Below are 25,838 nucleotides of genomic sequence, written 5' to 3'. Positions count from 1 at the left end.
TCAGTCACAATAAGAAATGGTAAAAACCAAACCTGATTACTTTTTCTTTTCAAGACGGTTCTTTAACTCATCCAGTGTTATCACCAGCAAACGGCCAATCGGGTTCCCGTTCCTATACGAAATTGCCCATATTTCAGTCGCTCCTGACGGAATAGAAATAGGTTTATCTTCGTATTTGGGATAAAATTTATCGGGGAAAGTCATATCAAACGAGTAATAAATATCCAATCCCTTAATTTCCGGAGTAAAAATAATCTGATATTCCCCTGTATCTGATTCCACCATCTTAATATCCGGGTCATAAATTGCGGGAGAATAATTCACATCGGCTTGTTCGAACCGGGGGAAATGAGCTTCGGCACGGGACACAAATTCGTCCCAGTCGCGGTTTCGAATTGGCGACCACATTATTTCAGATAAAGCCATTCCACGTGGCCAGGTCATGTATTCTGCCCTCCGGTAATTCGGGACCATCTCTGTCCAAAGATTTCCCTGTGCCCCCAACACATAAGTTGAATCAGCTACACCTTCATTCGGATTAAATTTATATACTTCGCGCATCCGCATAAAACAACAGAAAAGGATGCCATAACGTTCGATTACATTTTCGCCCTGAGTATGGTCGAGATAACAAAATTCGTTTGGGGTCATAATCACCGGATGCCCGGCTTTTGCTGCAGCAGCTCCCCCTTCGGTTCCCCGCCACGACATCACGGTTGCATCGGGTGCCAGTCCGCCTTCAAGAATCTCATCCCATCCAATCAGTTTTTTCCCGTTTGCTTCCAGTATTTTACTTACCCTTTTTATAAAATAACTCTGAAGTTCATCTTCATTCTTCAGCCCTTCGGTTTTCATTCGCTGCTGGCATTTCGGACACTCCCGCCAATAATCCTTTTCAGCTTCATCGCCACCGATATGAATGTATTCTCCGGGAAACAGCGAAGCTACTTCTGAAAAAATAAGTTCAAGTTTTTTGAAATTATCTTCGTTCCCGGCACAAAGAACCCGGTCGACAGGCATGGCAAAACCTGCGTTTACCGGATATTTTAGCTGCGTACACGAAGCATCGGGATAGGAAGCAATAAACGCCAGACTATGCCCCGGAATATCAATTTCAGGAACAATTGTAACGAAACGTTCCTGGGCATACTTTACTATTTCGCGAATGTCTTCCTGTGTATAAAATCCGCCATCGGTAGCCTCTTCTCCCGGATAAGGAGGTTGGAAATGGCCAAAATTTCCGGTGCGTGGAACCCGCAGGGAACCCACATTGGTTAATTCAGGCAATCCCTTTATTTCAATCCGCCACCCCGGATCATCGGTCAGATGCCAATGGAATACATTGTATTTGTACTTTGCCAATTGATCGATATACTGTTTCACTTCTTCTTTGGTAAAGAAATGGCGGCTTACATCCAGCATCAAGCCACGCCATCCGAAACGCGGATAATCAATCAATTCGGCACATGGGATGGACACCTCAGCTGCACTATTTGCAGGGATCATCTGTAATAATGTTTGTGCTCCGTAAAAAATCCCTTGTGGTTGATTGGCCAGAATAAGAACATGCCCGGGAGCAATTTTCATTTTATATCCTTCGGTACCCAGCAAAGAGTCGGACACCATGTTCAACCTAAACTCAATGGTACTTTTTGCCTTTCTCTCCCCTTTCTCAATCGAAATTCCTGAAAGTTCTGCAATATCGCCAATAAACAGATCGGCTATTGTCTGTAATTCTGCGTTATCCGAAGAAACCTGCATTTTTGTTTTTCCGGAAAGAACAAACTGACCTGAACGCCTGGTTTCTGATACGGGTTTGGGAATCAGTGCTTCGTTTTCCTGCCCCCAGGAAACATTTATTTGTAAAGAGGAAGCCAGCGCAAATAAGATAAACGCAGACCATTTGTTTATTTTTGTTTTTCTCATTTCATTTTTCTATTGTTCAGAAATATTTTTCAATACTTCGTTCCAGCTCTTGATCCCAATATTTGATTTGTAAAGATTTTCCTTACTTCCATTTTCCAATCAACAGCAAGATTAAAATTCAATTCGACTACATTTTTCGGCCAGACTGTTACTTGTTTCGAGACAGCCATTTTTTAGTCAATCTACTTGCAAAAAGAATCACATTAAAATTAGCTGAAAGTAAGGCAGCCAAGATGGCTGCCTTCACCCTAATTATTTTTGCTTTTCACTTGATAAAACATACAGTCTTTTCAAGTTTTTCTATTCGAGTTTACTCTTCAATACAATACATCCGGAATTCTGACATATTAAAGAATGTGGGTGCTACACCATCGTTTGTCTTATATACTACAAACCTGAAATGTGTAAACGGCGTTTCCGAAGTATAATAGTTCGATTCATATGTCTCTGATGGTCCTGTCGGTAACCCAGAAGTGATGTGTGTCATTTCGGTCCATGTTTCTCCATCGGCGCTAACCATTACCGACACATCTGTTGGCTTGCCATTTCCGTTGTTTCGGTTTTGATACCAGAAAATACAACCAGAAATTGGCTCATCCAGTTTAACCTGAATATAATGAGCCTCACTTATAGAAAAAGACCAGGCAGAATGGAAGAACGTACCGGGGTCCCCATCCAACAGATTCGCGATTGGCCCTTCATATACTTCCTGCGCGTTGGAAGAAAGCATATCAGCCCTTAAAGGAATTTCGGTAAATACTATTCCGGCTTGAGCAACAACAAATGATGCAGTATAGGCATAATTGTCAGAAGACTGAAATGTCACCATACTGTAACGGGGATTTCGGCTCATGTTTTGATCCACTTTGAATGTCACTGTTTTTACATCAGTATTTCCTTCGACATCTGTAATAGATTCAAAATGAACAAAATTGGCGGTATCGGGAATCAAGAAGTTATTAATATTCATATTTGATTCTACCTGAACAGAAAAAGTTGCGGCAGTTGAACCAAGCGATTTTACTACACCGTTTCTTTTGCCTTCAACTAAAAGTATGGGGCTGTTTCCTTTTTGATTAACATTAATGTAGTACGCCTGATGTCCGTATTCTATAGTAATACGGGCAATACGAGGTGCGTAGGTTGGATTGCTTCCGGCAGTAACGGCAACAATACCTTCCTTTTTTTCAACCTTTAACCATTCAGCATTAGAAGATGCTGACCAGTTGCTTAACTCCACGTTTGTTTCTACCACCGCTTCAGCATTTCCGCCTTCGATAGGAAAAGAAATCGGGGTTAAGCTTTTATCCGGAACAACCAATGTTTTCACTTCGAACTCCGTTTCGTAATCGGGAGCACAAGAATTCATAGTTAATGCACTGATCAATATTCCGATTAATCCGAACAATAATATATTTTTTTTCATAGGATTTTTATTATTATTTCTAATTGGCACGGGGCCTTTCATGATCATTACAGTAATTCCGCCCTTGGGCTATATTCCATACGTAAGATTGCTTTTACCTCCCGGTAAGGATCAGCATCGCTCAACCTGTATTTATAGTGAAGACGAAACTCTTTATAGTAGGTGGCGCGACCGTCGGGTGTTGAGATTATATTGATCAAAAATGTATTGTCATACATATCAACAGGCGTCATTTGAACCACATCGATCTCTTTGTAAGGCTCTATCGTCACATTGCGTGCTAATGGATTAATCGAGGTTTGATCTCCGATTACCACTTTGATACTTTTTTTATTTATTCGGTCATACGCAGTAGTATAGCTGCCAAACGTTTCATCTCCGGCCATCATTCTAACAGAATTGCCTCCCAGTGCAAACACTTGATTCGAACTTGTGGGACGTCGTGTTTCCATATTATTCTTGTATAGCGTAATGATAAAGGACGAAGTGTAGTTGTAGTATACATTTTCTTTCGTGGTAGAGAACTCGTTCTCTTTATAAATACGCAGTAAAACCTCGCTCTTCTCAGGATTGAACTCGCTTGTTTTGGAAGGATCTATTTGATAGTCCAAAAAATAGAGAGAGTCGGGAGAGAGTTTGTTCAGATTTTGCAAATAAATCGGGAACTTAACCTGTGTTTCACCTGCTGGAATCTGCATCTCAAAATTAGGAATTGTATAACACTCTTTCGGTAGCAAACGTGCAAAGCGTGATGAATCAATATCGAAATTCGATTTATTATAGGCATTGAACAGTGAATCAGCCTCTATCAGTGCAACGTTGAACGTTTTGTCAGAGTTTTTTGTACCACTTAAGCTAGCTACCAGATAAATTGTATCGCTACTTTTAGTTAAATCTGCTACCTGCTTGTCGTAGATCATTTTAGAATTACTGAGGAGATTAATCTCGTTTTTGTATTGCTCCTGTTCGAAATCGTATGAGTCACAGCCAGCAAAAGCGAGTCCCAGCAATATGCTGTAAATAACTTTTATACTATTTTTCATATTAAAAATCATTTAATTAGTTTATGATTCTAACAATTATCTATCCCAACCAGGATTTTGATCAATGGCAGGAACCTTTAACAATTCATCGTGAGGTATTGGCAATAACACCATTTTAGGAGAAGCTACACGATCGCGAATGTTTTGCGTGTTAATGGTTATGATATCAAAGAATCCTTCGTTGTTGTTATTGTTTGTTCTGTCTCTTTCCACATTAAGGCCTCTCCAGTTTGATGAGTTGGCATCTTCATCAAGGTATATTCCCCACCGACGTGTGTCAAAGACACGGTAACCTTCGTTGAACAATTCGACCTGGCGCTCATTCATAATAATTTTCTGAAACTCCTCCTGGCTAGTCAACTGTGTGTCGGTAGCGCCCGGAAGTCCGGCACGATAACGAATCATATTAAAATATTTGGCCATCTCAGCTACATCGCGTGTAATGGTTACTTCAACTGTTTCGTTACCTACCGCATCAAATGTTTCCACGGTTTCAGATCCTTCTACATTATTCAATGCTTCAACATATTCGAGCAGCACTTCGGCGTAACGAATAATCGGAAACGGTTTAGGACTGGTGACGAAAGCCGATTTTACGTTTCCTTTACCATTCGCCCACGAGTCATCGGGATGGATATATTTAATCGGAGAATAACCGCTTACGTTGTAGTCGTTGATATTATTTCCTGTACCTGTGATACCCGATACATCATCATACGAAAACCAAAATTGTCTTTTTGTGTAGGAAGCATCCTGCGACGCGGAGTTCATTTGCCAAATAGCACCGGGAAAGCCAATGGAAGCATAAAAACGAGCCTCGCGGTTATCGTACATTTTAGGAACATCAGCTTTAAGGACATAGGAACCTAATTTTTTACCACTTCCACCGATGGTGTTTGTCAAATCTGCATCATAGGAATATTCCGCTGATGCGTCATGAATGGTTCGCCCATCCGCCATCAGGTAACAGTCGACCACGCGCTGAGGAACGGCCATTCCTCCCCATCCTCCAAAATAAACCGGAAATGAGTGACGGGTGTAATTGGTGACATTATGAGACGTCATTGCCCAGATAAATTCCTTGTTGGTTTGGATAATTCCTTCGCCGTTAAACATATCGTGATATGAATGAAGGGGATCAATACCTCCGGCACCATTGGGGAAAGCATCTGTTGGAACATTCGATGCCAGTGGATATGGATTTTGCGGATCTACATCTACGGTGTGTAACTGGTAATAATTCATATCAATAACCGCCTTTGCAGCAGCTGCTGCAACAGCCCAACGCCGTGCATCGTACACTTGGTTCACGTAAAATACACCATCACTCTTCCGTGTCCAACTGCCAAAACTTCTGCGTGCAGCATCACCTCCGTTAAACAGAGGAGAGGCCTGATAGAGACGCAAGCGTGCAATCAGAGCCAATGCGGCTCCTTTGGAAGGGCGATCGGAAAGGCTCATTGATTGTTGAGCTGCAGTTGGTAACACTTGTGCCGCCAACTTGAATTCGTTGCAAATGTAGTCAACTGACTCATCGTAGGTTGAACGTTCTTTGTTATAATATTCAGCAGATTCTGAATTCGGGATAACTTCATCACCCACAATTAAACAGGGACCCCAGTTCATCAACAAATGGTAATAAGCATAACCTCGCAAAAAATGAACATAGCCTTCATAAATCTGTTTCTCGCGTGTTGACATGTCACCAATCTGATCAACATTGGCAAGCATGGTGTTGCAACGACGAACTACCCGGTACATCCGGTACCAAATATTCATGCTCCATGGAACGTTTCTTTCGTTTATTTCTCCCACAGTAAACAAAACACCCGGGAATTCAGCAGTTCTCCATCGTGTCGTAATCTCATCGGATGCCATCTGCCCGAGGTTCCATGAATTACCCCAAATAGCCCCCGGATCAGGAAAGTCTTTGGGTGTATTCCATAGATATCCCTCAGCATTTTTTGTGCTGTTGAAAATAGAATCTTGTCTGAATGTATCTTCAAAATAGCTATCTACATCCAGAAAACTGCAGGAACTAAGTGCCATGCTTGAGATGGCAGCCACTGCTATCAATATTTTAAATATACTTTTCATATACAGTAATAATTAAAAGTTCAGGTAGATTTGGAATGTATAGGATGCAGGTATTGGATAAGCGCCTCCATTGTAAGTCGCTTGTTCAGGATCAAAGTATTTTACCTTGTCGATAGTAAACAGGTTGTTTGCCACAAATTCCAGATCGATGGATTGTAATCCAAGTCTGCTCATCCACGAGTAATTGTCCATTTTATACCTTGCGCTCACCTCTTGCAGGCGAAGATAGGAGCCATCGCGTTTCCAGAAGGTAGAAAGTTGCGAGTTGTTGGTATTGCTACCGTAAGAAAGACGAGGGAATTCGGCATTGGGGTTTTCTGTTTCCGTTGTACCCGAGTACCACGCCGGGGTCCACCTGTTGGCCGGATTGTTGGCCAGCTTGATCACGTTTCCTAAGTCTCCGTTATAGAAAGGTATCCAACCGGCATCGTTACCCAGTCCTGCACGGTAGTAGTCCACTTTTGCAGCACCTTTAAACAAAACGGCAATTGTTAGTTTCTTGTAGCGGAAATCGGCGCCAAAACCATACATTACGCGTGGTACCTGGTTACCATAAGAGAGTGGCACTTTGTCGTCTTCATTGATCGTTCCATCTCCGTTAACATCGCGGTATTTAATATCTCCGGGACGAACGGTTCCAAAAGCACTCTGGTCGGCCCTGGTTTCAATTTCTTCCTGGCTGGCAAAAAGTCCTTCCGAAATATATCCGCGAATAATCCCATAAGGTTTACCGGTCACACTCATATAATCGTAAGGTAACTTGTTCTCTTCGTAGTAATCAATAACGTTCTGAGAGAAGGTATAGTTGCCCCGCAGGGTGAAATCCATGTCTTTGTTGATGGAGTGGAAATACGAAATATTCCCGTCGGATCCGAAACTGTGCATACTTCCCACATTCGATTGGGGAGTGGTTACTAATCCAAGATAGTTAGGAAGAGTTACACGTGGCATAAAAATATGATCACGCTGATCGCGGAATATATCAACGACCAATTTCAGGTTATCGTCAAAAAAGTTAGCTTCAACACCAAAGTTTGCTTTTTTGGCCACTTCCCACTTCAGGTTATCAGCTCCTTCCTGTACTTCAACAATACCGGCCCCACGGTATCCCCAATAGCTTCCTGCACGGTTATCGATCAAGGTTAAATACGGGAAGCGGGCAGCACCCGAAATCTGGTCATTACCAGCGAGTCCGTACGATCCGCGGAATTTCAGGAACGAAAGTGCCGGAAAATTGTTTTTTACCCAATCGTACCCGGTAACTACCCAACCAAGGGCAAGAGACGGGAAAAACCCAAAACGCTTACCCGATTCAAACTGCGATGAACCCGTGTACCCAAAGTTACCATCAATAAAATAGGTGTTGTTATATCCGTATGAAAGGCGCCCCGAAACATTCTGGCGACGAGCAGGAATAGAACTGATTCCCAAATTGTCAGCATAATCTCGCCACCGGGTATCCTGAATATTCTCCATGTAGTAATACAAAAGTGCACCAAGATCGTGGCTGCCAAATGAACGGTTCCAGTTCGCTTTTACTTCGCCGTAGTTTTTTCTCCACAGGTCGCTTGAGTTTCCATAATAAAGAGCTGTTTCAGCAATGCGCAACGATTTAATAAGGTTTCCGTATGAATCTCTGCCTGAAGCGCGGTACATATTGGGCCATATACGGCGATATTCGGTGAAAAAGGTTTGATAATCGGCCATTACCTGTGCCGACACTGTAAGTCCTTCGAGAAAACCTTTAAAATCTTGAGTCAGGCTCAAGGTAATCATGTTACGAGAGTTGTTTTCTTGTGTGTATCCGCTGTAATTGAGTGCGGTGTAGGGCGACGACAGGTCATAGGTACCATAAGTAGGCAGTGTTCCATCGGCATATTTAACCGGGAACATTAAAGGTGTAAGACGACGAACTGCACTCCACAGGGTGTTGGTATTTTGTGATCCGGGCAATGTGTGATTGATCATATTTCCATCTACACCAAAATAGAGTTTGGTTGTGGAAGTTAAATTCATGTCGATATTGGCACGATAAGTCAGCTTGTTATATGCCACCGGTTTTTTGAATTTAGAGTCCTCTTGTTTGTAGGCAGCATATTCCTGCTGTGCTCCAATTGAAATGAAATATTTCGCCAGGTCGCCTCCTCCTTTTGCACTTACATAATACCTGTGCTGCAAAGAAGTTTTTTTCATAATTTCATCGATCCAATTAACATCCGGATAAAGCTCCTGATCAAGTCCAGACTGGATTACATCTAAATCGAGACGAGTGTATAAATCAGGATCGCCAGACATTGCCCTGGCTTCGTTGGCCAGTTTGGCGTAGTCGTAAGCTCCCAAATATTCAGGTAGCCTTTTCAATCGGTTTACCTGCAGGGTGGCACGGCCTGTAATTTGCAGTTTGCCGGCAGCACCACGTTTGGTTGTGATAATAACCACACCGTTGGCTCCACGCACACCGTAAACAGCTGTTGCCGCAGCATCTTTCAAGATTTGAAATGATTCCACATCGTCGGGATCCACATCTGACAGATTACCTTCAAGACCGTCGATCAATACCAATGCTCCTGAATTTGCACCAAAGGTTCCGATACCGCGAATCCAAAAGTTTGAGATATTTTTACCCGGCTCACCCGATGTTGTCATTGACATAACACCAGCTACTCTACCGCCTAACATATTGTTCAGCGATGCAGCCGGTGTTTTTAGCTCCTCCACATTAATGCTGGTGATTGCACCTACAACTGATACCTTCTTCTGTGAAGTTAAACCGGTTACCACCACTTCTTCCAGACTCTGAGCATCGTCTTTCAGTACGATCTTCAAATCGTCCTTGCTTTTTTCAGCAAAAAATTCTACGGTTGTCATACCAATCATCTGGAAGACCACCGTTTCTCTAAGTCCTGCTTTTATTTTGAATTCACCATCAACATTCGATATTGTTCCAACTCCGGGAACGTTTTTTATGTATATGGACACTCCGGGAAGAGGAGCACCTGTGGCATCAGATACGATACCTGATATTTCCAGGTTTCTGTTTACCTTATTTTGTCCGTAGCTTATTTGGGGATATAGCCCAAGCAGGAGTAAGATGAAACATATTATTTTTTTCATATCAATTATATATCTAAAATTATTCAATAGAAAGTTTACGGATTACTTTGTTCCTATGATCGGCCACATACACTATACTCCCGTCGGCATTTACAGCTACACCTGTTGGGTGATAGAATTTAGCGATTTCGGGTCCACCGTCCCTGAATCCAGGACTTTGAGGCAAGCCAATAGCTGTGCTCACAGTGGCCTTGTCTTTTGGAGCAGTGGTATCAATCACTCGTATACAATGGTTTCCTGAGTCTGCGATATAGAGTTTACCGTCAGTAGTAAAACAGATTTGTTTTGGACTCAGAAAACGTGCGTTTTCGAGTAATCCATCTTCCCATCCTCTACCGTTTACTGGTCCTTCAATAAAGGATCTTCCAGCATAAGCTTCGCCTTTGTAGGTGGCCTTGTCTTTATTGGCTAATTTTGATACATCTACCCGGCCAATCATATTGTATTCTTCCATGGCGAAATACAGCATATTGGGATCTGTTGGAGAAAAGATACAGTAGGTGTTACAACCTGACTGGCCTCTTGCATTCGGAATGTCAGGTATTACTTTGTCAAGTAGTACCTCTACGTTACGTGTTGAGGGATTAAAACGCACCAATTGTCCCTTCCACATCACGGAATAAATCATGTTGTCGACTTTATTTGCCACAAACGAGTATTTCCAGTTGCCTTCGATAACATTTTTGGTATCAGGACCGGTTATCAAAGAGCGGCGGCGTGGCGCATAACTCAAACTCTTGAGCAACTGATAGAAGTACAAACCGTCGTCTTCAGGCATATAAACCGATTCGTTTCCTGCTTCGCCCGAAAAAGTAGGGGCATTGGTAAAATTGGCATTATAGAGAATTACTGTAGAAGATTGGCTTTTAGTGTCGGCAATAACAAGATTACTGGCAACGCCTTCCCCTTTTTCATTTTTTGGGCCTTGCCCTCCATATCCGGATTGAGTATAAAAGCTACGTTCTGTAATAAAAATATTGTCTTCATCATCTAGTACAATAGCGAACGGAGCAGAAAGCGTTGCCGATGAAAAATCACCTCCAACCGTTGGCATCGATTGGTTGTCGGGTTCAGGTTTTCCTAAGACTGTACTTACCGTTGTTTCTGTTTTGTAAACAAAATAATCTTCGGCTGTACCGGCATATGTTTTAGCATTCTTATCGGTTCGCTCCACAATAATATTCACCTTTTTTAAATAGGTCAACTTTGGAACCATGGCAAAAATCTTGTTTCCGTTCGATCCTACCAAGCCAGCGGGATGCTTTACCCCCAGGGAGTCTTTAAAGAACACTTTTAGCCCTGTAGTATCAGAACCAAAGTTGCTTCCTTCTATAATAATAGGTGTTGCAATCCCTCCTGAGTCGGGATAAAATTCATTTATTTCAATCGGTTTGGTTGGATCATACGGTTGTCTGTCAAGACCCGCTCCGTCATCATTACATGACACGAGAACTGAAAAGCATAGGCATGCAGGAACCAGGAACCTCTGCATGACATACACCATAATCAATTTACATTTTTTCATACATACAATATTTTAGTTTTAGTATGGCACAATTATAATTTTTATCCCAGCACTACTGTAGCTCAATTATTCCAATTAAATGCTCAATTTGGTCTATCACTACTTTAGTTACATTTTCTGTTCAATTCCTTATACTATCTGTTCAATGTAATTCTCAGACGTTAATCGTCTAATCAAAATCCATACTTTTACGAGCCATTAATTAAGGCACAGATATGCATGCAATATTTCTATTTATCCTAACCAATTTTAACCTTTTCATATTAGATGCTTATCGTTCAAACACCTTTTCACAGGAGCATTTTCAACAAGAATCTACTCACATTTCGAATTTAAATATCAAATCATTTTGCCAGGATTCACTCGGGTACATGTGGATTGCCACTCCCCGGGGATTGAACCGGTTCAATGGCTATGAATTTGTCCAATATTATCACGACCCAAAAGACTCAAGTACGATCGACAACGATTTTGTTCTTTCTCTTTACCTTGATTCATCTCACCGACTATGGGTAGGGACAGTTAGCGGTGTGAATTGCTTCAATTTTAAAACAGAGAAATTTGAACATTATCCCCTATCGACAAAAAGAATTCCGTACACTCTTTTCTTTTATGAAGACCACAAAAAGAATATCTGGATAGCAACCCAAGTAGGCCCTGCGTATCTTGATTCGATAAAGAAACAGGTGATTTTAGAGCCTACTGCGGTTCCTTTAAGCCCCAATCTGATTTGGGAAGACGAATCGAAAAGATTATGGATGGGAATGGATCACCCCGCAGGACTTGCAATGCGGAATACCAGCGGAGAATGGGAACTTTTTTCGCTTCCTGACAACAAAAGAGTATTATGTAAATACAACGATCCTCAAGGCTTTTGGTGGTTAGGTACAGATACAGGAATCGTACTTTTCGACCCAATACTCAGACAATACAAAGACCTCCCCAAATCACTAAAAGACAACACATTAATCTGCCATTCTCAAATAAATTTCATACAGGAAATAAGCCCTTTAAAACTTTTGATAGGCACTGCATCGCAAGGCTTTTTTCATTACGACATTCTTTCACAATCATTGTCACACAATCTTCCTCAAGCACTGGCAAACCTGCAATCTTCTCATCTTCTTTCCTGTACCGTTGACAAGGACAAGAATATTTGGATCGGATCATTTGACAAAGGATTTAAGGTATGGAATAATAGCCTTAACTTTTTTAATTCGGATCAAGATTTAAGTAATACTTTTAAAGATAAATTTGTCACACAGCTTGTTGAAGATGATTATGGAAATTTATGGATCAGCACCCGATATTATGGACTCTTCCATTATTCGGGTTCAGGAAAGTTAACCAATTATAATTTTGATAACTCGCACTTGTTTTCGAGCAATAATTGTTTGATCGAGTCGCTGTCCATTGATTCAAAAAACCGATTATGGATTGGCTTAACCGACCAATTGGTTGTGGCCGGTATCTCAAAAGAAGGTTTGCTCAATATAATTGCCAGAAAAAATATAAAAATGGCAGGAGCAATAAAAACCGACTTATCGGGCAATATTTGGATAGGCTCAACATCGGGTTTGTACAAGATAAAAAGGGGAGATATCTCCGATGCCCCTCAACTGATTTTTTCGGGAAATATCCCGGAAGTGTTTATTATTAACGATGACAGTCTTCTCTTTTCTTCTTTTAATGATGGGGTATACTTTCTCAAGCCTGATCAAAACAACGACATTATTCCTTTAGAAGCTCTCTCATTGCAGGCAAAACGAATAATAAAAAATTGCATAACAATCTATCAGGATAAGCAGGGATATACATGGTTGGGCAGTTATGGGAACGGGGCTCTCCGTTTCTCGCCCGATTTCAAACACCATCAGATTCTTGATAAGCAACAAGGATTACCCAGCAACGATATCTTGGCTTTCGAACAAGACAACCACGGATACATCTGGATGAGTACTTCCTTTGGAATTTCCAAATTGAATGTTAGTGACACCACAATCGTAAATTACTTTGGCAGCGATGGTACTCTGGGAAACCAATTTCATGAAAAGGCAAAATTGAAACATTCTGACGGGCGTATTTTTTTTGCAGGAAACCACGGACTGACATTTTTCAACCCATTATTTAGTTTGTCTCCCAAAAATTCTCCTGTTGTCCAACTAACAGATTTTAAGATTCTAAACCAAAGTATAAAGCCCTCATCGAATTCTGTTCTACCCCAAAGTATTCCATTTGTAAAACAGATAACACTTAATCATCGTCAGAATGTGTTCTCTATTGACTATACCGGAATTGATTTTTTATTCTCTTCCAAATTAACTTATGCTTATAAATTGGAAGGATTTGAACGAGACTGGAATTATGTTGGCAACTACAGAAGGGCTACTTATTCAAATTTAAAACCGGGTAAATACCTTTTTAAAGTAAAAGCTTTTAACGGTGAAGGTCAAGAGTGTTTGGCTCCCGCCACTCTTAGAATCAATATTAAGTCAGCCCCTTGGTTTTCATGGCCTGCTTGGGTAATTTACATATTCACAATTTCAGGCATTGTTTACATACTTTTTAAATTAATCCTAAAAACAAGATTAAACCAGCATCAACTGGAGGCAGAACAAAAAGAAAGAGAAAGAGAAAGACAGATTTCGAATATGAAAGTAAACTTCTTCACTAACATTTCACATGAAATAAGAACTCCTTTAACACTGATTTCTGCTCCGTTACAGCAATTATCGACTTCAAATAGCTTTTCAGAAAAAGAAAATCATTTGCTAAAAATAATATCCAAAAATGTGCACAGCATGTTGCGATTAATCAACCAACTGCTCGACTTCAATAAAATGGAAAACGGAATGTTTAATCTAAAGGTCCAACAAACCGACATTATACAATTTGTAAAAAATATCCATTCTATTTTTTTGGACACTGCCAATCGGCAACAACTTACGTTAAGCTTTACACATCTCACTCCTAGTTTGTTCCTTTGGATAGACACAGATAAAGTTGAGAAAGTTCTATACAATTTATTATCTAATGCTATAAAATTCACCCCCCGGGGAGGTATGGTTCATATAAGCTTAAACATAATCACCCCCGATGAAGCAAAACAACACTATCAGGCTCCGTCTTATTCTTTTATCGAGATTATAGTAAAAGATAACGGACCAGGAATACCCAACGATAAACTTCATGAGCTTTTTATCCGGTACCGCCAAATAAACGAATTAACAGATAAGGTTCCAGGAAATCATGGAAGTGGAATTGGTTTAAATTATTCTAAAAGATTGGTAGAAGCGCACAATGGAAAAATCAAAGCCATAAATTGTCAAGAAGGAGGCATGCAATTCTCGTTCATCCTTCCAATGGGAGATATTTACCCTGAATCCAATAAAATTACTGAAGAAAAAGAAATACAAGAGATTATACCTATTAAACAAGAAGAGAAGATTACAGATAAAAAAAATAAAGATTACACAATATTGCTTGCTGAAGACAATACCGAATTGAGAAGTTTTATCCGAAGCATATTAAGCGGTCGTTATGAGCTTATTGAAGCACCAGACGGCCTCATTGCATGGTCACTGATTCAGAGCAATTCTCCTGATCTGATCATAAGTGATGTGCTAATGCCAGGATTATCCGGCTACGAGTTGTGCAATTCGGTCAAACGCCACCCCGAATTCAGTCATATTCCAATCATATTGCTGACAGCAAAAACTTCGGTCAATGAACAGTTAGAAGGATTAGAACTAGGGGCTGATGCCTACATCTGCAAACCTTTTAATCTTGATTATTTATTACTGACCGTTAAAAATATATTTACCAGCCGCAATAATATCAGAAAATACTATTCTGAACCTTCAAATTCAAAAGTTGAGACTCCTCCTCCGTCATTGGGCCCTCACGACCAGAATTTCATGGATAAACTAATTCAAATCATTCAAAAAGACTTAGCAAACCCCGACTTAAATATTGATTCTATTGCGAGAGAACTAGGTTTCAGCAGAACCGGATTCTATCGGAAAATAAAAGGACTCAGTGATATGCCTCCGAATGATTTTATTAGAACCTATCGACTAAAACGAGCCGCAGAACTTATTAGAGAACAAAAACTAAGTTTAATTGATGTTGCTAACAATACCGGCTTCAACCACTATCCATATTTCTCAAAATCATTTAAAAAACAATTTGGGGTTTCCCCGAAAGATTATGCATAAATATATTTGTTACCAATTGTGCCCTGGAAACTTTGGCGACAGGCTTATTCTACAGATTATCTAGCTCTGTTCATAATCCAGATACCCCTCATCCTAAGTGATCAGGATTGAGTTTATTTACAGTTCGTAAGGGATTGTTCCGGTTTCATCCACCTCGTATCCCCACTTTTTTATGTACTCTTCACCGGGCAGAAATTTATCCTTGTTTTTGCGCAATTTCTGTTTCAATTCTCTTTCGAGCTTCCGTTGAATCTTTGAGTATCCCGGGTTTCCAATCAGGTTATTTTGCTGATAAGGGTCTTTTTCATTATCGAAAAGCAGCCAGGGGCCATCCAATTTCCTGGTATAGGTATACCTGCTTGTCCGCAAGCCTCTGTATTCAACACCTCCATAGTTCCGGCCCCATTGGCCAAAAGGAGTAACGCATGAGATCAACGCCGTATTATCAATCCCTTTCTTCTTTCCTTTCACGACATCCGAATAGTCGTTGCCTTCAATTGTCTTTGGAATATCAATATCAGCTAATCCAAGCAGCGTTGGTAAAATATCGGGCGTCCCAAATGGCTCTTCAACCAGCTTTTTTGTGTTTTGGTGAATTTCAGGATACCTCAGCAAGAAGGGAACTCTTATCGACTCATCGTATGGCTGTTGCTTTTTTATCTTTCCCTGAGAATAGATCATATCTCCATGATCGGATGTAAAGACAAAAATCGTGTTCTCATCAATATTTTCGCGTTCCAGCGTTGTTAACAACATATCCAGGTAATCATCCAATGCATTGATGTGCGCATAATAACCTTTTAGTTCATTCTCCGCTTTCTCGGCAAATTCCGAAGGCACATTCGGACGCAAACGAATGGAGACATCACGGTATTTTTCGCGGTACTTTTCAGGGGCGGTTTGGTAAGGTGCATGAGGAGGTCCCCAGGACAATACCAGCAGAAAAGGCTGATCGGTATTCGCATGCTCACGTATGTAATTCATCGCATCCAGTGTTTGGGCATGTGCGTCGTATCCTGACCACCTGGAAGGAACGATATCATTGTTTGAATAGTACAAGGAATTGTTGTAATTGTGGGTACACTCCAACACTTTCCAATAGTCGAACCCGTGTCTTCTGTTTGGGGGAATATACGCCGATCGTCCATTTCCGTCGAGATGCCATTTCCCGATATAGGCAGTATTGTAACCGGCCGCTTTAAAAATCTTCCCCATTGTGTTGGCGTTCGGATTAAACCGGACATCGTTCATAAACACCCCGTGGGTTAACGGATACTGCCCGGTTAACAAACTTGCCCTGTAGGGACAACACACCGGCATATTGGCAACTGCCTTTGTGAAAACAACAGATTTTTCAGCCAGTTTATCGATGGTTGGAGTAACTACATCCGGATTTCCGGCAAACCCGGTACTCTGCGCCCGCCACTGATCGGCAAATACAAAAACAATGTTGGGACGCTGTACTTTTTTGGAAACAGCCTGCCCAAAACTAAAGCCAGAAAAAAGAATGATCAACAACACTCCCAGGTATTTGAATGAATGGATACTGTTATTCTTGTCCATCTCTTTGCTACAGAAACTTCTTTTTGACAATGATCCAGGCAAACAGCTTTTCAACAACAGGTTGACGTTAAAAATTTTATTCTTCATAATTTTATACTTCTGTCAATAAGACGTTAACGGATGATGAATTTCACCCCAATCAGAAATTCCGATAAGCGTTTTATACGGATCAAAAACAACATCCTCCTGATTTCAGGTCACAACCGAATAAGCTAATATTTATCGTATTTGCCATCAACCATCACCTCTTTTACTGCTTCGAGATAACCAAAACCGTTCAGCATATCGGGCAGCAGGTAGCTTCCTTCCACCCATTCATTCCAGGCATTTATGGTAATCAGTTTGGGCTGGTCCGGATGCTTGTCGGCATATTTTTTTGCTTTCGAAAGTAAGGCGGCAAAACTGTCGGGTGTGTTGTGATAATGCACTACGTCCTTTATTCCTTTGGCCGGAAAGCGTGGCGTATCGTCCCAGCCAATTGATACGCAAGGGAAAACAGGCACGTCCAGAATTTCATTCATCTGTTCACGAATTTTAACCGAGTTGGCGCCATACACAAGGTAATCTTCGTTCATTCCCCCCATATTGTACATGGCTACACTGTTAAAGCCCATCGCATCCACATTTTTACGGAATTCCTTGGCTTTTTCGTCCGACATAATTGAACCACCGCCCTGATTCCACTGAATATGCAACCCGGGAAAACCGGCTTTCTTTACTTCGTCTCTAAAATAGTCGAGCGCTTTACGGGTTTCCTGCGCGCTGCCACCAAAGCTTTCCATCAATTTATGAATACTAAACACGGAGAATACCGGTTCGCCATTAATTTTGAAATAGTTGGGCTGTTTGAAATACTGGTTGATCACACGGTCAACAATAATTTCAAAATTCTTCCGGTCTACTTTGGCATCCCAAAGAATGGAAGTATCGTCACCGTAGCGGTGGTAATTCCAGTAATTACGCTTTACATCGTGGTTCGCCCACATAATGTAAAACTGCATTTTCGAATTGTTTTTTGCTTTCAGAAAACCATCATTGAGTGCACTTTCCAGGTACGGACCTTCTTCGTACCAGTACCAGTCGTAAACAAAAACATTCACTCCGTGGTCGGTGGCAACATCGATCCAGCGTTCCACCACTTCGGGATCATTGTCCATCTCATAGCCCCACAGCGGCTGGCGGGGCTGGTAGTGTCCTTCGTACCGAGGATTCCCTTTTTTTATCACTTCCCACTCGCCAATCCCTTCCGACCATAATTTTTCCCTTCCCAACAGATCGTCATGACACGAAGGCCAAACATACGCCGCTACATAGTAGTCGCTTTGCGGTGTTTCTTTCTTTTGCTGCGATTGTGCGGGAAACACACTTCCCAGAACAATAAGCAATGCCATTGCTTTTCCGATAAAAGTACCTCTATTTTTCATGCTTGTCAGATTAGTATAATGTTCGTTATTTAATTCAGCAACCTTAGTTTAATATCAAAGGATGACAACCGTCCTAGTTTACCAAACGTCGGGAATATCAGCTCCTTAGAATCAATTATTTCGATAAAAAACAATTTCGCTGCACATGTCGTTACCTTGCCGACGTTCACAGAATTCAATTTATTATGTAACCAATGCGTTGACACTCCGAATAATTACCGGAGTAATTCTGTCATAAGCTATAACAAGAAATTAAATACAAATATACTTTGCATCCTGTGCTATCCGTTATTGATGTTTTTTAATCATCTTTTTGATATCCGGACAGCCCAAGAAAAAGGAAAACCTACCTAGAAGTTCGACTTTTTAGCACAACTTCATACTTCTCCTCCTGAAATGTTTTTAGAACCTAAATGAGGTGCGGCAAAAGCTAATCCGTAAACTCAACTTTCCACAATCCCCTGAAATCGTTCAGTTTGTATCCGGTTGCCAGATCCTGAGGATACAAAGTTTGAATCTTTTCCAAAGTAGCGCCATTGATGTCATTTACCGGATCGCCGTGGCACTTTAAACAGGCAGGCATGGCAGTATTAATGCGTTTGTAGTAGGTGATTTTATTATTGACCTTCAGCAAAGTATCAGCCTGAGGATTCTTTGCAAACAGTTTCCAAAGTTCGGCTTCGGTTTTATTCAAAGTATTTTCCGGATTTCGGTTCCTGTCTGAAACCCGCGAGATGTTGCAGGAAAAGGCCTGGCTCAAACTATCCACCAAAGTAGTGGCTTTGATGTTGCAAAATTCAACGGCGTGTTCAGTTCCTCCTTTTTGAATGGCACCGGCAACATTCGAAAGTAAAACACCCTGCACCTGCGAAGTAATCGCATCTCCTTCTTTCTGAAATTTCTGATAAGATTCAGGCGAAATACCCGGTTTTGTTTGACATGCCAACAAGCCCATCAACAATAAAATACATGTAACCCGCATTATTTTCATATTATTCTTTTTAGTTAACCAATGTATCAAAATGCGGTGTTATTTCCAAAACAGACAAGCTATTGTCTGCTTTTGTTTTTTTGATAAATTTATGCACAAAACCAACTTCTTAACCGACAACTATGAAAAGAAATCACCACCGACTTCCCGTAACTATTTTATTCATAACAACGGGAATTTTACTTTTTCTATCAGCGTGTACTACTAATGAATGGCCCCAGTTCAGGGGGGCAGGAGCAGATATGATCGTTGCCGGAAAAGATTTGCCAAGCGAATGGAACGACAGTTTAAACATCCGCTGGACACAAGCAATGGATGGGGAAAGCTGGTCGTCTCCCATCGTTTTTGGTGACAAAGTCTTTTACTCATCTGCTGTGCTGGTAGAAAAAGCCCCCATTAAAGAGAACGAAACACTGCCGTCGCAACCGGAAGATGTTTACAAGTGGCAACTAACCTGTCTGAATTTGAATACCGGCAAGAATCTGTGGACCGTTGTTTCGCGCGAAGGAAAACCGCGGATAACAAAACATGCCGGAAGTACCTACGCCTGCGAAACCCCCGTTACCGACGGGAAACACGTATATGTTTGCTTTGGTATGCACGGAGTATATTGCTATGATTTAAACGGAACCCTTGTCTGGGAAAAAGACCTCGGAGCCTATGAAACACAAAGGGGCTGGGGAACCGGTTCTTCGCCTGTGCTTTACAAGCAGCTTTTGTTTGTTTTGGTCGACAACGAAGAAAGTTCTTTTCTGGTGGCTTTGGACGCACTTACGGGCGAAGAAAAGTGGAAAGTGGCACGCGATGAGAAAACGACTTATTCCACACCTGTTATTTGGAAAAACACGCAGCGAACAGAATTGGTCACCCTCGGGTCGCTGGCGCGTTCGTACAATCCGGAAAACGGAGAACTGATTTGGGAACTGGCTTTTGAAAAAGGCAGAGCCGTAGCTTCACCCGTTTTTGACAAGGAAAAGATATATCTGGGACTATCGGGCGGACCGCGCGACATAGGTTCGCTATACGCAGTTAAGGCAGGAGCCGAAGGCAACATTTCTCCGGCGCCTGGAGAAAGCACCAGCGAATTTGTTGCCTGGTCCGATTCTCTGGCAGGCCTTTGTTATCCTTCGCCCCTTCTTTACAACGGCTTGCTTTACGTGCTTTCCGACCGCGGAGGTGAAATCTCGTGTTTTGATGCCACCAGCGGAGAAAGGCTATACAAAAAGAGTGCTGGAAAATCGGCCGCTTGCTGGGCTTCACCCTGGATTTGCAATGACCGGCTTTATTTTTACGATGAAAAAGGCCTTACCTATGTATTAAAACCTGGTCGAACGTTTGAGGTCCTTAGCTCTCATTCAATCGATGACAAATTCTGGTCATCCATAGCTGCCACAAATGATGCATATATTTTAAAAGGAGTTAAAAACATTTATTGTGTCGGGAAATAAGCAGTCGACAAAGGCACTAGTAAAAAAGGCCCTGCCAAACGACAGAGCCTTCTATAATTATCTTAAAACTTTCTTACTGACATTTAGGGTCTGAGCCTTTACCGTTTTCATTGCCGGTTACCTCCCAGGTGTTTCCTGAACGTAGCAACTGATCTACGTTCTTAATTTTACATGTTTGCTGAACCTCCTCGATCTGAGCTTCCATTTCCACGTCGTAAACAGGCGCGGAAACGCTTCTGATCACACCAAAAGCTACCGGAAAATCGGGCAACTTCATGTTGATCAGTGCCAAATGTAAGGTAGGATCTTCTTCGCAAGCATCGTGAACCAGGATATCCGATTCCTTCACGCCGTTTTCACCTATCTTCACCACTTTCAACTTGCCTTTGTCAAAAATAAGCCCTTTGTCGTTTTCTTCACCAAAAAGCATTGGCTTGCCATGTTCCAGTATCAACTGACGGTCGGCACGGTGATTTGGGTCGGTAATGGCAGCATGAATACCGTTGTTAAAGATCACACAGTTTTGCAGCACTTCCACCACCGAGGTTCCTTTGTGTGCTGCAGCACCTTCCAAAACCGACTGACTCAGTTTCAGGTTTCCATCGATGGAGCGGCCAAAGAATGTTCCGCGCGCACCAATCACCAACTGTCCGGGAACAAACGGATCTTCCACTGTTCCGAACGGCGAAGTTTTACTTACAAAACCACGCTCCGAAGTAGGCGAATACTGCCCTTTGGTTAATCCGTAAATGCGGTTGTTAAAAACCACCACATTCATATCGAAATTACGACGAATCAGGTGAATAAAGTGGTTCCCACCAATAGCCATCGAGTCTCCGTCGCCGGTCATTACCCAAACACTCAGTTCAGGATTGGCAGCTTTTACCCCCGAAGCAACAGCTGTTGCACGTCCGTGAATTGTATGAAAACCATAGGTACTCATATAATACGGGAAACGGGAAGAACAACCGATACCGGAAATAACCGCAAACTTTTCGCGCGGAATGCCCAAACCGGCCATTGCACGTTGTACGGCGTTTATAATGGCAAAGTCGCCACATCCGGCACACCACCGGATTTCATTTTCGCTTTTAAAATCTTTTATCGTGTATTTCAGATCAGTCATGATTAATCCTCCAGCAATTTGTTGATACTTTCTTTCAGCTCACTCACCGTAAATGGCAAGCCTTTCACTTTATTGGCCTGGAAATAATTAAATCCGGGCATTTTATCGCGCAAATAACCGGCAAACTGTCCCATGTTAAGCTCGCAAACGATAATCTTTTTGAAACGGCTGAAAACTTCCTCGGTATTCTTTGGAAGCGGTTTTATGTAGTTGAAATGTGCCAGGCTTACATCTTTGCCTTCCAAACGTAACTGACGCACGGTACTGATCAGGTGACCATAAGTACCACCCCAGCCCACTACCAATACGTCGCCTTCTTCGTCACCACAAACTTCCAGATCGGGAACCAGCTCAACTACGCGCTGAACTTTTTCTTCTCTGATCTCAGTATTCACCTGGTGGTTTTCAGGATCATGACTAACCGTACCGGTAACATTCTTTTCCAATCCGCCAATGCGATGTTCAAATCCTTTCATACCAGGGAAAGCCCATTCGCGTGCAAGTGTCTTTTCGTCTCTCTTGTATGGCTGAAATGCTTCTGCATCTTTAGCTAAACGAGGTGTGATGGAAGGTAATTCTGCCACACTCGGAATTTTCCAGGGTTCGCTTCCGTTCCCTAAAAATCCGTCGGTAAGAAGAATAACCGGAACCATACGTTCCAGAGCTATTTTAGAAGCCATGTAGGCATAGTAAAAACAATCAGAAGGCGTACTGGCAGACAATACAACAACGGGGCTTTCGCCATTACGTCCGTAAAGCGCCTGCAAAAGATCCGACTGTTCCGTTTTTGTAGGAAGTCCGGTTGATGGACCACCACGCTGAACATTTACAATCACCAGCGGAAGCTCTGCCATAACCGCCAGGCCGATCGCTTCCGATTTCAAAGCCAAACCTGGCCCCGATGTGGTTGTAACGGCCAAATCGCCGGCAAATGCGGCGCCAATGGCAGAAGCAATTCCGGCAATTTCGTCTTCAGCCTGAAAGGTTTTTACGCCCAGGTCTTTTCTTTCCGATAAAGCAGAAAGAATATCAGTGGCCGGTGTAATAGGATAAGAACCAAGGAACAGTTCCAGCCCCGCACGTTCGGCTGCAGCCAAAAGTCCCCAGGCAGTTGCCTGGTTTCCGTTCACATTGCGGTAGGTCCCGTTTTCAATTTCTGCAGGATGCACCAGGTAAGTAGGTGTCATATGCTGCATGTTCATTCCGTAGTTGTACCCGTCGTGCAATACCTTGATATTCGACTCAACAACCACCGGTTTTTTCTTGAATTTGGAACGGATAAATTCATCCACAAATTCGAGTGGGCGGTTAAACATCCAGCAAACCAAGCCCAGTGCAAACATATTTTTACTGCGAAGAATACTCTTATTATCCAGTCCGAATTCCTTTAAGCCTTCCTGAGTTAATGAAGTAATTGGAACCGCAATTTTGGGATAATCTTCAAGTCCCAGTTCCCCAAAAGGATCATCGGTTTTGAAATTGGCCTTTGCCAGGTTCTTCTCGTTAAAGGAGTCAGAGTCATAAATAATGGTTCCGCCCCGCATCATAAAACGGGCATTTGCCTTTACAGCTGCCGGGTTCATGGCAACCAGCACATGTGCATAATCTCCCGGAGTATTTATCTGTTTGTGCCCAAACTGTACCTGGAATCCGGAAACACCGCCTACAGTACCTTGGGGTGCACGAATTTCCGACGGATAGTCGGGGAATGTTGAAATATCATTTCCAAGAAGCGCTGTAGCATCTGAAAACAAGGTTCCGGTAAGCTGCATTCCGTCTCCGGAATCTCCAGAAAACCGTATCGCAACTTCTTCCAGCTCAATTACTTTGGTCTCTTTCATTGTTAATAAAATTGCTTTTGATTTAAGGTGTAGGAATTTTGCTCAACTGCACTGAAATAACGGGTATTTTAGCCAGCCCTAAGCATATTCGTTCATTTTTAGTTCTTTACTCTGTTCCTATTATTAATGTTTCATTTGTATATAAACTCCCATTAAAAAATACACTTACCAAATGGCATGTCTAAATAACGGATCAATTTCATTTACACACTAAAAAAACAATCTTTCGTTTATTCCATAAAAAAAACGACTCTAAAACTAATAAATCATAATTTCAGAACCGATTTTGCTGATGGTTGATCAATCAAATGACAAACAAATGTAATCATTATTTAACAAGTGAATGATGACATATGCGATAGTTTTAGGGTTTTCGTATTTTTGTATTCTATTTAAATTCAATACAGATAATGGCTTTTATTAAAGAACTAAAAGGAAAAAATCCAAAATTTGGTAAAGACTGTTTTTTAGCAGAAACAGCTGCCATAATTGGCGATGTTGAAATAGGAGACAATTGCAGTGTTTGGTACAATGCCGTTTTACGCGGAGACGTTCATTATATAAAAATTGGGAATAACACCAACATACAGGATAATGCAACCATTCATGCCACTTACCAGAAGTCACCCACCAATATCGGGAACAATGTTACCATAGCGCATGGAGCAATAATACACGGATGCACATTGCATGATAATGTAATGATTGGTATGAATGCCGTCATTTTGGACAATGCAGTAATTGAAAGCAACTCGATTGTTGCTGCCGGTTCGGTTGTAACCAAGGGAACGATTGTTGAATCGGGCACTGTTTATGCCGGAATTCCTGCAAAAAAAGTAAAAGACATCAGCCCGGAGCTATTACACGGGGAAGTAAACAGAATTGCCAATGCCTACAGTATGTATGCCAGTTGGTACAAAGAGTAGCTGCACCTATCAAATAGGTGAAAGTACATTTGGATACACCTACATTTAAAAATAATAACACAACAAGAATAAATCTTTTTAATATTTTTAAAATCTCTGCCGAAAATATTTTTTACTTTCGATAACTTTTTATTCTTTCGTAGTTGTGTTATTCTTATCCGATACATCCCTTCCGTGTTAAACTTTGTAAAGAAGTTGACACCCAATGAGGATTACGATTATGAATCACTTATAACAAACTAAAATGAAACCAACATTATTAATTCTTGCTGCCGGAATGGGCAGCCGTTTCGGAGGTCTTAAACAAGTTGAGCCAGTGGGGCCAAACGGTGAAGCGATTATTGACTATACTATCTACGATGCTATTCGCGCCGGTTTTGGCAAGGTCGTTTTTATTATCAGGGAAAGCTTTGCTGAGGCGTTCAAAGAAAAATTTGATAAAAAACTGGAAGGCAAAATCGAGGTTGATTATGTGTACCAAGAGTTAGACATGCTTCCGGAAGGCTATACATTGCCCGAAGGCCGTGAAAAACCCTGGGGAACCGCCCACGCCATTCTGGTAGCAAAAGGCGCGGTTAAAGAACCTTTTTGCGCTCTGAATGCCGATGACTTCTATGGAAAAAACGCTTACAAGGTAATGGCTGATTTCCTGACTTCTTCAACTGACGATTCTGAATATTCAATGGTTGGTTACCAACTTAGAAACACCCTTTCTGACCACGGATCGGTTTCGCGGGGTTTATGTGAAGTGGATAAAAATAGCAACCTTGTTAAAATTGTAGAGACTACCAAAATCTTCAAAAAAGAGGAGGCTGCCTACTCGGTAGAAGAAGATGGTTCGGAAAAACCGCTCACAGGCAACGAAAGTGCGTCGATGAATATATGGGGCTTCAAACCCACTATTTTTGCAACGCTTGAAAAACGCTTTGTGGATTTCCTCGAAACAGAAATTTCAAAACCCAAGTCGGAAATGTTCATCCCTTCAGTGGTGTTCGACCTGATTAGCGACGGTGAAGCCAGCGTAAAAGTGCTGGAAGCTGATTCGCCCTGGTTTGGTGTTACTTACAAGGAAGACAAGCCATTGGTTGTTAACAAAATAAGAAACCTGATCGATGCCGGAGAATATCCTGAGAAGCTCTGGTAATTGACTGACTATAGTACAAATCAATAA

Annotated in this window: 15 protein-coding genes; 4 read left to right on the top strand and 11 right to left on the bottom strand. The window is 41.7% G+C overall.

The features are described from left to right. Positions 1–36: 36 nt before the first annotated feature. The 6 genes from D1614_RS12230 to D1614_RS12205 all read right to left on the bottom strand — a co-directional run bounded on the left by D1614_RS12230 (position 37) and on the right by D1614_RS12205 (position 11,131). A complete protein-coding gene (locus D1614_RS12230) occupies positions 37–1,926 on the bottom strand; it encodes a beta-N-acetylhexosaminidase (RefSeq protein ID WP_119438235.1) in 1,890 nt (629 codons plus the stop codon). A gap of 310 nt (positions 1,927–2,236) precedes the next feature. Further along, complete coding sequence (locus tag D1614_RS12225) at positions 2,237–3,352, bottom strand: BACON domain-containing protein (RefSeq protein ID WP_162304482.1); 1,116 nt, start codon at positions 3,350–3,352, stop codon at positions 2,237–2,239. A 47-nt stretch (positions 3,353–3,399) separates the two neighbouring features. After that, entirely contained in the window at positions 3,400–4,395 is a 996-nt protein-coding gene (locus tag D1614_RS12220; RefSeq protein WP_119438233.1) for a BT_3044 domain-containing protein, read from the bottom strand. Between the two features lie 36 nt (positions 4,396–4,431). Beyond that, positions 4,432–6,492 carry a RagB/SusD family nutrient uptake outer membrane protein gene (locus tag D1614_RS12215; RefSeq protein ID WP_119438232.1) on the bottom strand — a complete coding sequence of 687 codons (2,061 nt, stop codon included), beginning with the start codon at positions 6,490–6,492 and terminating at the stop codon, positions 4,432–4,434. Positions 6,493–6,504: 12 nt separating this feature from the next. Continuing rightward, positions 6,505–9,606, bottom strand: coding sequence for a SusC/RagA family TonB-linked outer membrane protein (locus D1614_RS12210; RefSeq protein WP_119438231.1), 3,102 nt, complete (start codon positions 9,604–9,606; stop codon positions 6,505–6,507). Positions 9,607–9,625: 19 nt separating this feature from the next. Next, entirely contained in the window at positions 9,626–11,131 is a 1,506-nt protein-coding gene (locus D1614_RS12205; protein WP_175579278.1) for an IPT/TIG domain-containing protein, read from the bottom strand. 215 nt (positions 11,132–11,346) lie between these two features. Here D1614_RS12205 and D1614_RS12200 point away from each other — a divergent pair, with 215 nt between their 5' ends. After that, complete coding sequence (locus D1614_RS12200; protein ID WP_119438230.1) at positions 11,347–15,348, top strand: hybrid sensor histidine kinase/response regulator transcription factor; 4,002 nt, start codon at positions 11,347–11,349, stop codon at positions 15,346–15,348. Positions 15,349–15,465: 117 nt separating this feature from the next. On the opposite strand, the gene D1614_RS12195 is transcribed toward D1614_RS12200, so the two are convergent. From D1614_RS12195 to D1614_RS12185, 3 genes are all read right to left on the bottom strand, one after another. After that, positions 15,466–16,998, bottom strand: a complete 1,533-nt coding sequence (locus tag D1614_RS12195; protein WP_206610004.1) for a sulfatase family protein — start codon at positions 16,996–16,998, stop codon at positions 15,466–15,468. A gap of 125 nt (positions 16,999–17,123) precedes the next feature. After that, the gene (locus D1614_RS12190) at positions 17,124–18,335 is read right to left on the bottom strand and encodes a glycosyltransferase WbsX family protein (RefSeq protein ID WP_119438228.1); all 1,212 of its coding nucleotides are present in this window, start codon (positions 18,333–18,335) and stop codon (positions 17,124–17,126) included. A 430-nt stretch (positions 18,336–18,765) separates the two neighbouring features. Further along, entirely contained in the window at positions 18,766–19,326 is a 561-nt protein-coding gene (locus tag D1614_RS12185) for a Tll0287-like domain-containing protein (protein ID WP_119438227.1), read from the bottom strand. A gap of 122 nt (positions 19,327–19,448) precedes the next feature. Between D1614_RS12185 and D1614_RS12180 the strand changes: the two genes are divergently transcribed. Continuing rightward, a complete protein-coding gene (locus D1614_RS12180) occupies positions 19,449–20,774 on the top strand; it encodes an outer membrane protein assembly factor BamB family protein (protein WP_119438226.1) in 1,326 nt (441 codons plus the stop codon). Between the two features lie 73 nt (positions 20,775–20,847). On the opposite strand, the gene D1614_RS12175 is transcribed toward D1614_RS12180, so the two are convergent. Continuing rightward, complete coding sequence (locus D1614_RS12175) at positions 20,848–21,900, bottom strand: 2-oxoacid:ferredoxin oxidoreductase subunit beta (protein ID WP_119438225.1); 1,053 nt, start codon at positions 21,898–21,900, stop codon at positions 20,848–20,850. A gap of 2 nt (positions 21,901–21,902) precedes the next feature. Continuing rightward, complete coding sequence (locus tag D1614_RS12170; RefSeq protein ID WP_119438224.1) at positions 21,903–23,741, bottom strand: 2-oxoacid:acceptor oxidoreductase subunit alpha; 1,839 nt, start codon at positions 23,739–23,741, stop codon at positions 21,903–21,905. Between the two features lie 410 nt (positions 23,742–24,151). Here D1614_RS12170 and D1614_RS12165 point away from each other — a divergent pair, with 410 nt between their 5' ends. Together D1614_RS12165 and D1614_RS12160 are read left to right on the top strand one after the other, a co-directional pair. Beyond that, a complete protein-coding gene (locus D1614_RS12165) occupies positions 24,152–24,667 on the top strand; it encodes a gamma carbonic anhydrase family protein (protein WP_119438223.1) in 516 nt (171 codons plus the stop codon). A 244-nt stretch (positions 24,668–24,911) separates the two neighbouring features. After that, positions 24,912–25,811 (top strand): nucleotidyltransferase family protein, encoded by a 900-nt coding sequence (locus D1614_RS12160; protein ID WP_119438222.1) that lies wholly within the window; start codon positions 24,912–24,914, stop codon positions 25,809–25,811. Positions 25,812–25,838 lie beyond the last annotated feature (27 nt).

It is taken from the genome of Maribellus luteus (assembly GCF_003576475.1).
Taxonomy (GTDB): Bacteria; Bacteroidota; Bacteroidia; order Bacteroidales; family Prolixibacteraceae; genus Draconibacterium; species Draconibacterium luteum.
Note: the sequence above shows the minus strand (reverse complement) of the source record. Positions and strands in the feature narration are given on the sequence as shown.

Excerpts from the sequence above, each read along its gene's own strand:
- D1614_RS12230 (WP_119438235.1), bottom strand. The coding sequence starts at position 1,926 with ATGAGAAAAACAAAAATAAACAAATGGTCTGCGTTTATCTTATTTGCG.
- D1614_RS12200 (WP_119438230.1), top strand. The coding sequence starts at position 11,347 with ATGCATGCAATATTTCTATTTATCCTAACCAATTTTAACCTTTTCATA.
- D1614_RS12185 (WP_119438227.1), bottom strand. The coding sequence starts at position 19,326 with ATGAAAATAATGCGGGTTACATGTATTTTATTGTTGATGGGCTTGTTG.
- D1614_RS12180 (WP_119438226.1), top strand. The coding sequence starts at position 19,449 with ATGAAAAGAAATCACCACCGACTTCCCGTAACTATTTTATTCATAACA.
- D1614_RS12195 (WP_206610004.1), bottom strand. The coding sequence starts at position 16,998 with ATGAAGAATAAAATTTTTAACGTCAACCTGTTGTTGAAAAGCTGTTTG.
- D1614_RS12205 (WP_175579278.1), bottom strand. The coding sequence starts at position 11,131 with ATGAAAAAATGTAAATTGATTATGGTGTATGTCATGCAGAGGTTCCTG.
- D1614_RS12160 (WP_119438222.1), top strand. The coding sequence starts at position 24,912 with ATGAAACCAACATTATTAATTCTTGCTGCCGGAATGGGCAGCCGTTTC.
- D1614_RS12190 (WP_119438228.1), bottom strand. The coding sequence starts at position 18,335 with ATGAAAAATAGAGGTACTTTTATCGGAAAAGCAATGGCATTGCTTATT.
- D1614_RS12175 (WP_119438225.1), bottom strand. The coding sequence starts at position 21,900 with ATGACTGATCTGAAATACACGATAAAAGATTTTAAAAGCGAAAATGAA.
- D1614_RS12215 (WP_119438232.1), bottom strand. The coding sequence starts at position 6,492 with ATGAAAAGTATATTTAAAATATTGATAGCAGTGGCTGCCATCTCAAGC.
- D1614_RS12220 (WP_119438233.1), bottom strand. The coding sequence starts at position 4,395 with ATGAAAAATAGTATAAAAGTTATTTACAGCATATTGCTGGGACTCGCT.
- D1614_RS12210 (WP_119438231.1), bottom strand. The coding sequence starts at position 9,606 with ATGAAAAAAATAATATGTTTCATCTTACTCCTGCTTGGGCTATATCCC.
- D1614_RS12170 (WP_119438224.1), bottom strand. The coding sequence starts at position 23,741 with ATGAAAGAGACCAAAGTAATTGAGCTGGAAGAAGTTGCGATACGGTTT.
- D1614_RS12225 (WP_162304482.1), bottom strand. The coding sequence starts at position 3,352 with ATGAAAAAAAATATATTATTGTTCGGATTAATCGGAATATTGATCAGT.
- D1614_RS12165 (WP_119438223.1), top strand. The coding sequence starts at position 24,152 with ATGGCTTTTATTAAAGAACTAAAAGGAAAAAATCCAAAATTTGGTAAA.